The organism is Streptomyces sp. NPDC085866 (genome assembly GCF_044541035.1).
Taxonomy (GTDB): Bacteria; Actinomycetota; Actinomycetes; order Streptomycetales; family Streptomycetaceae; genus Streptomyces.
In genome coordinates this window covers 459,208-472,333 of the sequence record NZ_JBITSQ010000006.1, presented here as the reverse complement: position 1 = coordinate 472,333, position 13,126 = coordinate 459,208, and the positions used below count along the sequence as shown (strand labels likewise).

The 13,126-nt window shown below is 70.7% G+C and carries 12 protein-coding genes; 4 read left to right on the top strand and 8 right to left on the bottom strand.

Annotation, left to right across the window (positions count from 1 at the left end; all coding sequences use genetic code 11):
* Positions 1–47 precede the first annotated feature (47 nt).
* The 3 genes from ACIF83_RS17820 to ACIF83_RS17810 all read right to left on the bottom strand — a co-directional run bounded on the left by ACIF83_RS17820 (position 48) and on the right by ACIF83_RS17810 (position 5,272).
* Positions 48–1,652, bottom strand: a complete 1,605-nt coding sequence (locus ACIF83_RS17820; RefSeq protein ID WP_393472347.1) for a hypothetical protein — start codon at positions 1,650–1,652, stop codon at positions 48–50.
* A gap of 234 nt (positions 1,653–1,886) precedes the next feature.
* On the bottom strand, positions 1,887–3,497 hold the full coding sequence (locus tag ACIF83_RS17815; protein WP_399727780.1) for a hypothetical protein: 1,611 nt from the start codon (positions 3,495–3,497) through the stop codon (positions 1,887–1,889).
* Positions 3,498–3,646: 149 nt separating this feature from the next.
* On the bottom strand, positions 3,647–5,272 hold the full coding sequence (locus tag ACIF83_RS17810; protein ID WP_399727776.1) for a hypothetical protein: 1,626 nt from the start codon (positions 5,270–5,272) through the stop codon (positions 3,647–3,649).
* Between the two features lie 146 nt (positions 5,273–5,418).
* Here ACIF83_RS17810 and ACIF83_RS17805 point away from each other — a divergent pair, with 146 nt between their 5' ends.
* Positions 5,419–6,435 (top strand): hypothetical protein, encoded by a 1,017-nt coding sequence (locus tag ACIF83_RS17805; protein ID WP_399727773.1) that lies wholly within the window; start codon positions 5,419–5,421, stop codon positions 6,433–6,435.
* 75 nt (positions 6,436–6,510) lie between these two features.
* Positions 6,511–7,155, top strand: a complete 645-nt coding sequence (locus ACIF83_RS17800; protein WP_399727770.1) for an HAD family hydrolase — start codon at positions 6,511–6,513, stop codon at positions 7,153–7,155.
* Here the strand turns inward: ACIF83_RS17800 and ACIF83_RS17795 are convergent.
* The gene (locus ACIF83_RS17795) at positions 7,131–7,382 is read right to left on the bottom strand and encodes a hypothetical protein (RefSeq protein ID WP_094217163.1); all 252 of its coding nucleotides are present in this window, start codon (positions 7,380–7,382) and stop codon (positions 7,131–7,133) included. The two genes, ACIF83_RS17800 and ACIF83_RS17795, sit on opposite strands and share 25 nt — an antisense overlap.
* 165 nt (positions 7,383–7,547) lie before the next feature.
* Here ACIF83_RS17795 and ACIF83_RS17790 point away from each other — a divergent pair, with 165 nt between their 5' ends.
* Positions 7,548–7,931, top strand: a complete 384-nt coding sequence (locus ACIF83_RS17790; RefSeq protein ID WP_053657923.1) for a cold-shock protein — start codon at positions 7,548–7,550, stop codon at positions 7,929–7,931.
* A 3-nt stretch (positions 7,932–7,934) separates the two neighbouring features.
* Here ACIF83_RS17790 and ACIF83_RS17785 read toward each other — a convergent pair whose 3' ends face one another.
* The 4 genes from ACIF83_RS17785 to ACIF83_RS17770 all read right to left on the bottom strand — a co-directional run bounded on the left by ACIF83_RS17785 (position 7,935) and on the right by ACIF83_RS17770 (position 11,434).
* Entirely contained in the window at positions 7,935–8,783 is an 849-nt protein-coding gene (locus ACIF83_RS17785; protein WP_399727766.1) for a 1,4-dihydroxy-6-naphthoate synthase, read from the bottom strand.
* Positions 8,773–9,519 (bottom strand): futalosine hydrolase, encoded by a 747-nt coding sequence (locus ACIF83_RS17780; protein ID WP_399727763.1) that lies wholly within the window; start codon positions 9,517–9,519, stop codon positions 8,773–8,775. The genes ACIF83_RS17785 and ACIF83_RS17780 overlap by 11 nt, the downstream gene beginning before the upstream one ends.
* Complete coding sequence (locus tag ACIF83_RS17775; RefSeq protein WP_393472330.1) at positions 9,492–9,965, bottom strand: DUF2771 domain-containing protein; 474 nt, start codon at positions 9,963–9,965, stop codon at positions 9,492–9,494. The genes ACIF83_RS17780 and ACIF83_RS17775 overlap by 28 nt, the downstream gene beginning before the upstream one ends.
* A 62-nt stretch (positions 9,966–10,027) precedes the next feature.
* Positions 10,028–11,434, bottom strand: a complete 1,407-nt coding sequence (locus ACIF83_RS17770; protein ID WP_393472714.1) for an MFS transporter — start codon at positions 11,432–11,434, stop codon at positions 10,028–10,030.
* 749 nt (positions 11,435–12,183) lie between these two features.
* Between ACIF83_RS17770 and ACIF83_RS17765 the strand changes: the two genes are divergently transcribed.
* Positions 12,184–13,110 (top strand): DUF3027 domain-containing protein, encoded by a 927-nt coding sequence (locus tag ACIF83_RS17765; protein WP_393472327.1) that lies wholly within the window; start codon positions 12,184–12,186, stop codon positions 13,108–13,110.
* Positions 13,111–13,126: the final 16 nt, after the last annotated feature.

The window sequence follows — 13,126 nt, the reverse complement described above, 5'->3', positions numbered from 1 at the left end:
CCGCCTCCGCCCTTCCGTGTGTCAGTGGTGGTGCTCGGTGGTGCCGGCTAGCTGCAGAAGCCGAGCTTGCCGATGCGTGAGCCCCACGAGGTGGTGCTGATCTGGCGTTCGTTCACGACGTAGGCACGGTTGCCGACGGGGCAGGTGCTGGTCGAGGAGGGGTTGATGGTGACGGCGGAGTAGTCGCCCCAGCGCTCGACGGCGTCGCCCGTGGGGTCGTAGAACGTCGAGGCCGTGCTGTGGGTGTTGCCCCCGATGACGTTGACCGGGTCGGTGGCGAGGCGGCCGCCGCTCTTCACCCGCACCTGGTGGGGGGCGCTCATCGCGTTGGTCGAGGTCCAGCTGAAGAACATCCGGCCGATGTTGTTCGTCGCGTTGCCGCCCACGGGGGAGCCGGCCACCGACGCGTTGAAGTCGTCCGAGTCGGGGGACTCGAACACCTCACCGGTGGCGGTGAGTGCGCTGGTGTCGGTGTTGATCTGGTACCACGTCGGGGTCGGGAACCCCGAGTCGTTGATGGTGTGGATGTTGAGCAGCTGGTTGCCGATCTGCGTGCTGTTGTTCCCGAACCGGGAGTCCCCGGAGTTCAGCAGGCTGCTCGTACCGGGCTGGCGGCCGCTCGGCGGCACGGTGTAGGCCGTCACCGGCACGTCGGGCTGCTGCACGATGTTCTCGTTGCTGCGGCCCAGGCCGGTGGCCTTGAACAGGCTCAGCTTGTTGCCCGACGCGGTGGCCGCCACCAGGAAGTCGCTGGAGTTGTTGTCCTCCACGACGGGAGGCGCGACGGTGCCCGGCGTGCCCAGGTCGAAGTACAGGAAGCCGAAGTCGCGGCCGTTGTACAGATCGGCCTTGGCGATGCCGAAGGCGCGGGAGCGGACGTAGTTCAGCCCGGAGTCGAAGATGTTCGCCGTGACGATCACGGCGTCCTGGTCGAGCCCCAGCTGCGGGAAGTCGTAGAGGTCGCCGGGGTTCTCCGGCGGGTCGAACGTGTAGAGGAAGAAATCCTTGGTGGCGTCCGAGGTGGTGGACACCGCGTAGAACACCTTCTGGACCGTGCTGCTCTCCGGGAGCGCCTCGGCCGAGATGACCCAGCGGTTCCACTTCTTGTCGTAGACGACCCGGGGGTCGAAGATCGTCTGCGTGCTGTAGCCGAAGAAGCTCGCGAACGACACGTTCTTCAGCAGGCTGCCGTCCGACTTGCTGAACACGCCGAAGCCGGCGCCGTTCACGACCTCGACGAACTGGCCCTTGCCGACGGCGCCCTCCGTGTCCGGCGGCCGGACGCAGCAGGGCTGGCTGAGCCCCTCGAAGCTGCCCTGGGAGGGCTGCTTCAGCATCTTGGCGCTGTTCCCGCCGGTCACCTTGGGCCGGTGCTTCGCGGGGTGCTTCGCGGCGGCGGCCTTCAGCTCGGCGAGCTTGTTGCGCGAAACAGTGGGCAGCGGGCCCTGGTCCTTGCGGACCTTCGGCTGGGCGTGCCCGCTCGGGTTGATCAACTTCGGTTTGGACACGTGAACCATGTGGGGCGCCGGGAGTGGTTTGCCCTCCGCCCGGGGGTGGGCGGACGCCCCGGTCGCCTGAGCCACGCCCAGGCTCAGCGCGAGCGCGGCCAGCATGGCCGGCACGACGCGGCGCGCTCTCCGTCTGGTCGTCAAGACAGATTCCTCTCTTCACTTCCGCAGCCTGGACGGCCGCCGAGAAGGTCAGGCACAGCATGCGAGAGGGATTTCGGAAACTTGGTGACCTAGTGAATATTTAACCCAATTCCACCTGAACGGCGGTTTGGGAGGTCGAACGCCGAAGTCGTTTCGATGGACGGCCGGTTGAAGACACGCCACCGGGAGCGGACGGCGGACCGGCCGGCCGCCGCCTGCTCCCGGGTTCCTCCGCTAGCTGCAGAAGCCGAGCCTGCCGATGCGTGAGCCCCACGAGGTGGTGCTGATCTGGCGTTCGTTCACGACGTAGGCACGGTTGCCGACGGGGCAGGTGCTGGTCGAGGAAGGGTCGATGGTGACGGCGGAGTAGTCGCCCCAGCGCTCGACGGTGTCGGACGACGGGTCGTAGAAGGTCGAGGCCGTGCTGTAGGTGTTGCCCCCGACGACGTTGACCGGGTCGGTGGCGAGGCGGCCGCCGCTCTTCACCCGCACCTGGTGGGGGGTGCTCGTCACGTTCGTCGAGGACCAGGTGAAGAACATCCGGCCGATCGGGTTGGTCGTGGTGCCGCCCACGGAGGAGCCGGCCACCGATGGGTTGAAGTCGTCCGAGGTGCCGGACTCGTAGACGAAACCGGACCGACCGGAGGGCACCGTGCCGGTGCTGGTGTTGATCTGGTACCACTTGGGGCGCGGCAAGCCGCCGGAATTGATGGTGTGGACGTTGAGCAGCTGGTTGCCGATCTGCGAGCTCGCGTTCTGGAACCGGGCGTCCGCGCTGTCCAGCAGGTTGTTCGTACCGGGCTGGCGGGCGTTCGGCGGCACCGTGTAGGCGGCCACCGGCACGCCGGCCTGCTGCACGATGGTGGCGTTGCTGTGGCCCAGGTTGGTGGCGCGGAACAGGCCCAGCTGGTTCGAGGTGCCGGCCGCCACCAGGAAGGCGTTGGTGTTGTTGTCCTCCACGAGGGGAGGCGCGACCGTGCCCGCCTTGCCGAGGCTGAAGTACGGGTAGTTCGTGATGCGGCCGTTGTACAGGTCGGCCTTGGCCAGGCCGAACGCGCGGCTGCGGACGTAGTTCTCCGCGGAGTCGAAGATGTTGGCCGTGACGATCACGGCGTCCGGGCTGAGCCCCAGCTGCGGGAAGTCGTAGAAGTCGCCGGCATTCTCCGGCGGGTCGAACGTGTAGACGAAGAACGAGCCGGTGGGGTCCGAGGTGGTGGACACCGCGAAGAACACCTTCTGGACCGTGGAGTTCTCTGGGAACGCAGCGGCCGAGATGACCCAGCGGTTCGACTTCTTGTCGTAGACGACGCGTGGATCGAAGATCGTCTGTGCGGTGTACTTGAAGAAGCTCGCGAACGACACCTTCTTCAACAGGGCGCCGTCCGACTTCCGGAAGACGCCGAAGCCGGTGCCGTTCACGACCTGGACGAAGTGGCCGAGGCCGACGGCGCCGTGCGTGTCCGGCGGCCGGATGCAGCAGGGCTCGCCGAGCCCCTCGAAGCTGCCCTGACTGGGTGGAGGCGCCAGTTTCCAGGCCCTGTTCCCGCCGGTCTGTCCGGGCCCGTGCTTCGCGGGGTGTTTCGCGGCCTCCGCCTTCAGCTCGGCGAGCTTCTTGCGGGGAATGGTGGGCAGGGGGCCCTGGCTCTTCAGGACCTTCGGCATGGCATTGCCGGTCGGGGTGACCAACTTCGGTTTGGACAGGTGAACCGTGTGGGTCGCCGGGACCGGCTTCCCCTCCGCCCTGGGCCGAGCGGCCGCCCCGGTCGCCTGAGCCGCGCCCAGGCTCAGCACGAGCGCGGCCAGCATGGCCGGCACGACTCGGCGCGCTCTCCGGCTGGTCGTCAAGACGGCTTCCTCTCTTCGCTTCCGCGGCCTGGAGGGCCGCCGAGAAGGTTTCAGCATGAGAGAAAGGGCATTTGGAAACTAAGCGACCTAGCGAACATTTCAGCCAGGTCCACCTGAACGGTCGTTGGAGCGGTTTCCGGTCCCGTCGGCTAGCAGAAGCCGAGCCTGCCGATGCGCGAACCCCATGAATCGGTGTCGATCTGACGCTCGTTCACGACGTAGGCACGGCTGCCGGCGACGCAGGTGCCGGTCGCGGAAGGGTTGATCGTGACGGCGGAGTAGTCGCCCCAGCGCTGGACCTGGTTCCCGCCCGACGGCGCGTAGAACGTCGAGGCCGTGCTGTGGGTGTTGCCCCCGAGGACGTTCGGGGCGTCGGTGCCGAGGCGGCCTCCGCTCTTGACCCGCACCTGGTGGGGGGTGCTCGTCACGTTCGTCGAGGACCAGGTGAAGAACATCCGGCCGATCGGGTTGTCCATGGTGCCGCCCACGACCGAGCCGGCCACCGAGGGGTTGAAGTCGTCCGAGTCGGGGGACTCGATCACCTCACCGCCGGCGGAGACCGTGCTGGTGTCGGTGTCGATCTGGTACCACCTCGGGGTCGGGTGCCCCCCTTCATCGACGGTGTGGACGTTGAGCAGCTGGTTGCCGATCTGTGTGCTGTTGTTCTGGAACCGGGCGTCCAGGGTGTCCAGCACGGCGCTCGTACCGGGCTGGCGGGCGTTCGGCGGTGCGGTGTAGGCGGTCACCGGCACGTCGGGCTGCTGCACGATGGTGTCGTCGCTGCGGCCCAGGCCGGTGGCCTTGAACAGGCTCAGACGGTCGGCCATGGGGGAGGCCGCCACCAGGAAGGCGCTGGAGTTGTCGTCCTCCACGACGGGAGGTGCGACCGTGCCGGACAAGCCCAGGTCGAAGTACCGGAAGTCGGTGAAGCGGCCGTTGTACAGATCGGCCTTGGCCATGCCGAAGGCGCGGGAGCCGATGTAGTCGTACCCGGGTTCCGTGGGGCGGAAGACGTTCGCCGTGACGATCACGGCGTCCTGGTCGAGCCCCAGCTGCGGGAAGTCGTAGAAGTCGCCGGTGCCGGGCTCCTCCGGCGGGTCGAACGTGTAGCGGTAGAACGAGCCGGCCGGGTTGGAGCCGGTGGACACCGCGTAGAACACCTTCTGGACGTCCTGCTCCTCCGGGAACGCCTCGGCCGAGATGACCCACCGGTTCCACGTCCTGTCGTAGACGACCCGGGGGTCGAAGATCTCCTGCGCGTCGTAGCCGAAGAAGCCGGCCAACGAGACGTTCTTGATCAGGGAGCCGTCCGACTTGCTGAACACGCCGATGCCGGCGTTCGTGACCTCGACGAAGTAACCGTTGCTGACGGCGCCGTGCGTGTCCGGCGGCATGAGACAGCAGGGTTGGCCGAGCCCGTCGAAGCTGCCCTGACTGGGTGGCGGCGCCAGTTTCCAGGCCCTGTTCCCGCCGGTCTGTCCGGGTCGCTGCTTCGCCGGGTGCTTCGCGGCGTCGGCCTTCAGTTCGGCGAGCCTCTCGCGGGGGACGGTGGGCAGCGGTCCCTGGCTCTTGCGCACCTTCGGCCGGGCGTGCCCGGTCGGGTCGACCACCTTCGGTTCGGACAGGTGAACCTTGTGGGGCGCGGGGAGCGGCCTCCCCTCCGCCCAGGGCCGAGCGGCCGCCCCACTCGCCCGCGGCAGGCCCGCGCCCAGGCTCAGCGCGAGCGCGGCCAGCAGGGCCGGCACGACGCGGCGCGCTCTCCGTCTGGTCGTCAAGACAGGTTTCCTCTCTCCGCTTCGCGGCCTCGGTGGCCGGTGAGCAGGTCACGCTCAGGATGAGAGGTCATGGCGTCGGGCACCCGCACCCACGCGGTACCGTCGTCCAACGGGGTGTCATCGCCGTTGCCCCGGAAGGGTTTTCCGTGGGGATCGAAAGCGATCAGGTCGTCTACGAGTATCTGAGCCGCGTCGGAGACATCGCTCAGCAGCGGCAGTTGCCGTCGTCCGCGCGGATGCGGCTGGTGTCGGAGCTGCGCAACGAGATCGACCGGCACCGGGCCAGGGCGGCGGTGGACAGCCCCGCCGCGGTGCGCCGCATCCTTGAGCGGCTGGGCACCCCGGACGAGGTGGTCGAGGCCGCGGGCGGCAGCGCGGGGGTGCCGCGGTCGGCGCCCGCCGCCGTGCCCGTACAGCGGGACCCGGAGCCGAAGGAACGGCCCAAGGGGCTGCGCAGGGTCGTACCCCGGCCGCGTGCCGCCGAGCCGGAGTCGAAGCCGGAGCCGCGCGACGCTCCGTCCCCGCCGCATCTCGCCGCCCCGGACGAGCTGGGGGACAGTGCGACGCATCCCGACTGGTGGCGGGTGGAGGGCAGCCCGTTCGGTACGCCCGCCGGTGACGTCGTACCGGGGTTCGTGGGCGGGGTGGAGATCCCCGACCTGCTCAAACGCCCGCAGAAGGAGACGGAGGAGAAGGAGCCGGAGCCCCGGCAGGCAGAGCCGCCGGAGGCGACGGAACAGGCGGCCGCCCCGCGCCGCCGCCTGTTCGCCCGCAAGGCGCCCGCGCCTGCGGCGGCCGCCCGCCGCCTGCTCCCGGGCCCCGCCGCCGGCTGGAGCAACCCCCTCCTCCTGCTGGCCGCCGCCGCACTGGTCGTCGGAGCCGTGCTCGGCAACTGGTTCGCGCTCCTGCTCGGCTGGCTGATCGCCTACGGCTCCCGCCGCCTCACCCCCGCGGAGACCAAGTGGGCCGTACTGGGCGCCCCCGGCCTGGCCCTCGCGTCCGGGTTGCTGTGGCTGTGGGGCCGCGACACCGGCCGCTGGGGTGCCCCCGTCGCCCAGGGGCACATGAACGAGGCCCTGGCACAGACCTGGCCCTGGGTGGTGCGCGGCGCTGCGGTCGCCTCGGCCCTGTTCCTGGTCTGGCGGTCACAGAGAAGGCGCTGAGCGGCCTCGGGGGCGTGCCTCACTTCCCCGAGGCCGCTCAGCCCTCCGGGCCCGCTGTCATCGGTACCCGGCAGAATGTCCCCCATGACCGTCACCCCGGCCCCCGCCCTCACCGTCGGCTTCGACCTCGACATGACGCTCATCGACTCCCGGCCGGGCATCCACGCCTGCTACCGGGCGCTGGCGGAGCGGACTGGGACGTTCATCGACGCCGACCTGGCGGTGACCCGGCTGGGGCCGCCGCTCGCGGAGGAACTGGTCAACTGGTTCCCCGCGGAGGAGGTCGCCGGTATGGCCGATCTGTATCGCGAGATGTACCCCTCGATCGCCATCGCCGCGACGCCCGCGATGGCGGGCGCCCGGGAGGCGATAGACGCGGTGCGGACCGTCGGCGGCCGGACGATGGTGGTCACGGCGAAGTACGAGCCGAACGCCAAACTGCACCTGGACCACCTGCGCATCGCACCCGACGTGGTCGTGGGCGACCTGTGGGCCGAGCAGAAGGCGGAGGCCCTGCGCGAGTACGGCGCGGCCGTGTACGTCGGTGACCACGTCGGAGACGTCCGCGGGGCCCGTACGGCGGGCGCGCTGTCCGTCGCCGTGGTCACCGGACCGTGCGACGGCGACGAGCTGCGCGCGGCGGGGGCGGACGTCGTGCTCGACGACCTCTCCGCCTTCCCGGCCTGGCTGGCCGCCTACCGCGAGGCGCCCCGCGCCTGACGCCGCCCGGCGGCGACGGAACGCAGCACGCCCGCCCCGGCCACCAGGAAGCCGACGGCCATGAGCATGCTCAGACCGAACATGTACGTCGGAAAAGGCTTCGCACCGAGGAACAGCGGGGCCACCGTGACAAGGGTGGCCACGGCCCCGATGAAGAACACCACGGCACCGGCGCGGATCAGTCGGTCACCGGGCCCGGCGGAATTCGTTTGGGTTTTGTCACGCACCGGACCAGGGTAGTTCCCAGCGCAAGAGAACAACCGGGGGACGTCTTGTCACCCGCCCGAAGACCATTAGCCTTGGTGTCGGCGGGTCATGGTCGACCCGCTCTAGTGCTATCAAGAGCCGTTTCCGAAGTAGTTTTCCCGACAAGTACGAGGACGAGGACAGACGTGCCTACCGGCAAGGTCAAGTGGTTCAACAGCGAGAAGGGCTTCGGCTTTCTCTCCCGCGACGACGGCGGTGACGTCTTCGTCCATTCCTCGGTTCTCCCCGCCGGAGTCGAAGCGCTCAAGCCGGGACAGCGCGTGGAGTTCGGCGTCGTCGCCGGTCAGCGCGGTGACCAGGCCCTTTCCGTGACCGTGCTCGACCCGACGCCGTCCGTCGCGGCCGCGCAGCGCAAGAAGCCGGACGAGCTGGCCTCGATCGTGCAGGACCTGACGACCCTCCTCGAGAACATCACGCCGATGCTCGAGAAGGGCCGCTACCCGGAGAAGACCTCCGGCAAGAAGATCGCCGGCCTCCTGCGGGCGGTCGCCGACCAGTTGGACGTGTGACCCTCAGGGGAAAGCGAGCGCATCCGGACCGAGGGGCGGCAGCAGCCCCTCGGCCGCCGCGCGTGTGAGCAGTCCGCGGATCGCCGCGTAGCCGTCCTCGCCGAGGTCGGCGGTGAACTCGTTGACGTACAGCCCGATGTGCTGGTCGGCGACGGCCGGGTCCATCTCCTGGGCGTGCTCCATGACGTACGGCCGGGAGGCCTCGGGGTCGTCCCAGGCGGCCCGGACGGACGCCTTGATGGAGTCGGCGAGCCGGCCGAGGGTCTCGGCGCCCAGCGAGCGCTTGGCGATGATCGCGCCGAGCGGGATCGGCAGTCCGGTGCTGCGCTCCCAGTGCTCGCCCATGTCGGCGAGCTTGTGCAGCCCGTAGTTCTGGTACGTGAAGCGTGCCTCGTGGATGACGAGTCCGGCGTCCACCTTGCCGTCCCGCACGGCCGGCATGATCTCGTGGAACGGCAGGACGACGATCTCGCCCACCCCTCCCGGCAGCGTGTCCGCCGCCCAGAGCCGGAACAGCAGGTAGGCGGTCGACTTCTCGCTCGGCACCGCGACCGTACGGCCCGTCAGGTCGCTTCCCGCCTCCCGGGTCAGCACCAGCGGCCCGCAGCCCCGCCCCAGCGCACCGCCGCACGGCAGCAGCGTGTACTCGTCCAGGACGTAGGGCAGCACGGCGTACGACACCTTCAGTACGTCGAACTCGCCACGCTCGGCCATGCCGTTGGTGATGTCGATGTCGGCGAAGGTCACGTCCAGCGCGGGGGCGCCGGGGACGCGGCCGTGCGCGAGGGCGTCGAAGACGAAGGTGTCGTTCGGACAGGGCGAGTACGCGATCTGCATCGCATCACTGGTCATGCGTGTTCCAACTCTCCAAAGCGGGCGCGAGCTTCCCGAAGCCCTCGGCGAGGGCGGCGAGCGCGTCGCCGATGCGCCAGGCGGCGCGGTCGCGCGGGCCGACCGGGTTGGACACCGCCCGGATCTCCAGCACGGGTACCCCGTGCGCTGCGGCCGCCTCGGCCACTCCGAACCCCTCCATGCCCTCGGCGAGGGCCCGCGGGTGGCGGGCGCGCAGCTCGGCGGCGCGGGCGGCGGTGCCGGTGACGGTGGAGACGGTGAGGACGGTGCCGGGACGGGCGCCGGTGGTCTCGGACACGGCTCGCACGAGCGAGGGCGGCGGCCGGTGGGTGACGGTCCCGAAGCCGAGCTCGGTGACCGGGAGGAAGCCGTCGGCGGTCTCGGCGCCCAGATCGGCCACGGTGATCGCGTCGGCGACGACGAGCGAGCCGACCGGGGCCTCGGGCAGGAAGCCACCGCCGATCCCGGCCGAGACGACGAGACCGTAGGGTCTGCCGTCGAGGGCGGCCGCGGTGAGCGCTGTGGCGGTGGAGGCGGCGGCGAGGGCGGGCCCTACACCGCCGGCCAGCAGGTCGTACCCGGCACCGGTCCGCACGAGGGAGACCCCTGGCAGCCGTACCTCCGCGGCCGCCTCCGGGAACGCCCGGGCCACCGCATCCCGTTCGGCCGGGACCGCGGTGGCTACGAGTACGCGTACGGAGGGCGTGGTCAGGCCTTCTTCAGCTTGAAGGACCACAGGCCCTTGGCCGGCTGCTGGCCCATCTGGACGGAGACGGTGTTGCTGGTGCCCTGGGTGCCGTACTGGGCGTTGAAGAACGCGCTGCCGGGGATGGTGGTGTAGGTCTTCTTGCTCACGTCGGTGAACTGGCGGCCGTTCACCAGGAGGATCCAGCCGGCGTCCGCGATCTTCGGGTCGACGCCGAAGCGGACCGTCTGGTCCGGGTCCACCTTGATCGATTCGATGTCCCCGGCCTTCTTGGCGCACTTGGCCAGCGACTTGGCGTCCAGGGGATTGCCGTCGTTGTAGCAGAGGGCCTCGGAGTTGACCGATTCCCGGCCTACGGTGATCGTCGCGACGGGAGTCGGCTTCTCGCAGGCGGACAGGACGAGCAGTCCGGCGGAAACGGCGCCGGCGGCTGCGACGGCGCGGCGGCGTCGCACAACGGATTGCAGCGTGGTCATGGCCGAAGGCTATCGGGCACCCGGAGCCCGCCGCCCATGTGGGGTGCGACGTGCCCGGTTCGTTACGCCACTCGCGCCCGCGGCCTGCTGCCGTGGCGTGCCGAGGAGAGCAGTCCGCGCAGAGTGGTCAGCCATCCGGCGGCCACGATGGCGGCGGCGACCGTGAGGCCGAGGGAGCCGTTGAGGGGCATCACGATGCCGACGGCGCCGCCGAAGACCCAGGCCACCTGGAGCAGTGTCTCCGACCGCGCGAACGCCGACGTCCGCACCAGCTCGGGCACGTCCCGTTGGATCAGCGCGTCCAGGGACAGCTTGGCCAGCGCCTGCGCGAACCCGGCGACGGCGGCCAGACAGGCCACCAGGAAGGGCCCGAAGAACACGGCGGCCACGATCGCCGTACCCAGCACCACGGCGACGACGGTCACGATGATGATCTCGGGGGCCCTGGACCTCAGCCAGGCCCCCACGGCCGTACCCAGGGCGTTCCCCGCACCCGCCGCGACGCCCACGATCCCCAGCGAGACCGCCGCGCTCTCCCCGGTCAGCGGCTGCTCGCGCAGCAGGAACGCGAGGAAGAAGATCAGGAAGCCGGACAGGCAGCGCAGGGAGGCGTTGGCGCCGAGAGCATGGGTGACGGCGGGCCCGACCGTCCGCAGCCCGGGCCGCCGCTTGATCGTCTGCCGGCGGTGCGGCCCGTGCAGATGCTCCTCGTCGGCGGCGAGCAGGGCCACGTCCTCGCCCTTGGCGGAGTCCACCTTGGGCGGCAGGGAGAACGACAGGAACGTCCCTGCAACGAAGATCACGAAGGCGCCGTACAGCGGCCAGGGATCTCCGACGGCATGCAGTCCCGCCCCGATCGGCGCGGCCACGCCGGTGGCCAGGAGGCCGGCGAGGGTGACCCGGGAGTTGGCCTTCACGAGCGAGAAGGCGGGCGGCAGCAGCCGCGGCACGACGGCGCTGCGGACCACCCCGTACGCCTTGGAGGCCACGAGCACCCCCAGCGCGGCGGGATACAGCTCCAGGCTGCCACTGGCCACGGCCCCCGAGATGATCAGCGCGAGCAGCGCCCGGGCCAGCATCGCCGCGGCCATCGCGGCCCGCCGCCCGTGCGGCAGCCGGTCGAGGAGCGGCCCGATGACGGGGGCGAGCACGGTGAAGGGGGCCATGGTGATGGCGAGATAGAGCGCGACGCGCCCGCGTGCCTCGTCGGTCGGCACGGAGAAGAACACGGTCGAGGCCAGCGCGATGGTGATCATGACATCACCGGCGCCGTTCACCGCGTGGAGCTCGATCAGCTTGCCCAGCCCCGACTCGCCCGCACCATGGGCGTGCGTGGCCTTCCGGATCCCGCGCGCGGTACCGGTCACCGGGAAGTGCAGGGCACGCCCCACCGCGCGGACGGCACCGCCGACCCGGCCCGAACCGCCACCTCGAACGCTCCCCCTGTCCGCGGCTGCCACGTGCTTCATAGTGCCCTGAGACACCGCCCGATAGTGCGGTTTGAACCCAAGCGAGTCGGGCGCAGCGGCGGTTTCGCAGTGGGGCGAAGTGGGGTGGCGGGGCGGTTTGGTGGTGGGGCGAAGTGGGGTGGCGGGGCGGTTTGGTGGTGGGGCGAAGTGGGGTGGCGGGGCGGTTTGGTGGTGGGGCGACGCGGGATGTCGGGGGCACTTCGCGGCGAACCGAGGCGGGATGCCAGGGCGGCTTCGCGGGCCGGTCGGGGTGTGACGTGGGGGTTGTGTCGCAGCTGAGCGAGACGGAGCGGGGGGCGGTTTCGGGGTCGGGTGAGGTGGAAGGTGGGGGCGGCTGCGGCAGCCGGTCGGGGTGTGACGCGGGGGTTGCGTCGCAGCTGAGCGAGACGGAGCGGGGGGAGTGGCTTCGGGGCCGGGTGAGGCGGAAAGTGGGGGCGACTGCGTGGCCGGTCGAGGCGTGACGCCGGGGGCGACTTCGCAGCCGAGCGAGCTGTGATGCCGCGGTCACTTCGCAGCCGAGCGAGACGGGTGGGCGGGCGGGAAACATCGCCGCGAAGCGGCGGACTGTCCCCGACCACCGACAACGGGGTAGCGTGCGTATCTCAGCCATAACGCAGAATGGATGGCAGAGGTGCGCCCGAGTGCGCGTCGGATGCAGACGTCGATGCGGTCCCCCGGTCCGCTCCGTCCGCCTGACCGCCGGAGGCAGCCGCACTCATTGCAGACGGCGTAGGAGAGAAGCGATACCTGTGAGCGCAGCGACAACGCGAAGCCGCACCCCCGACCGTCTGTGCGCCGAGGCCGTGGACCTGGCCCGCGCCGCCGCCGAGGAGGCAGCCGCGCCCGGAGTTGTCGGTGAGCACGTGGGCCTGGTGTCGGAGGGTGACCGGGTCGTCACGCACTTCTTCGAGTGCAAGGAACTGGGCTACCGCGGCTGGCGCTGGGCGGCGACGGTGGCCCGTGCCTCCCGCGCGAAGATCGTGACCCTGGACGAGGTGGTCCTCCTCCCCGGTCCCGACGCCCTGCTCGCCCCCGAGTGGGTCCCGTGGAGCGAGCGCCTGCGCCCGGGTGACCTCGGCCCCGGCGACCTGCTCCCGACCGACCAGGAGGACCTCCGCCTGGAGCCCGGCTACACGGGCGAGGAGCAGCCCCCGCCGAACTCCGTGGTGTCGGACGAGATGGTCGAACTGGCGGATGCCGAGGACGCCGACGTGACGCCCGGCACGCCCGCCACCCAGCCGACGGTCCCCACCCGTGGCTCGATCGCCTCGGTGGCCCAGGAGCTGGGCCTGCGCCGCGCCCGCGTCCTGTCCCGCTACGGCCTGCACACCGCGGCCGACCGCTGGGAGGAGGGCTTCGGCCCCAAGACCCCGATGGCCCAGGCGGCCCCGGCGACCTGTCTGACCTGCGGCTTCCTCAGCCCGATCGGCGGCTCCCTGGGCCAGGCCTTCGGTGTCTGCGCGAACGAGTTCTCCCCGGCAGACGGCCGTGTGGTCTCGCTGGCGTACGGCTGCGGCGGCCACTCGGAGGCGGCGGTCATGCCGAAGCCGCCCCAGCCCCCTGCTCCGGTGATCGACGAGATGAAGGTCGACGTCTTCCCGCTCCGCCCGGCCCGCGACTCGGGCTCGGTCCCGGAGGCGGGCGACGAGGAGACGGCGGAACTCGGCCACTCGTAGTCGAAGCGGTCCCGGC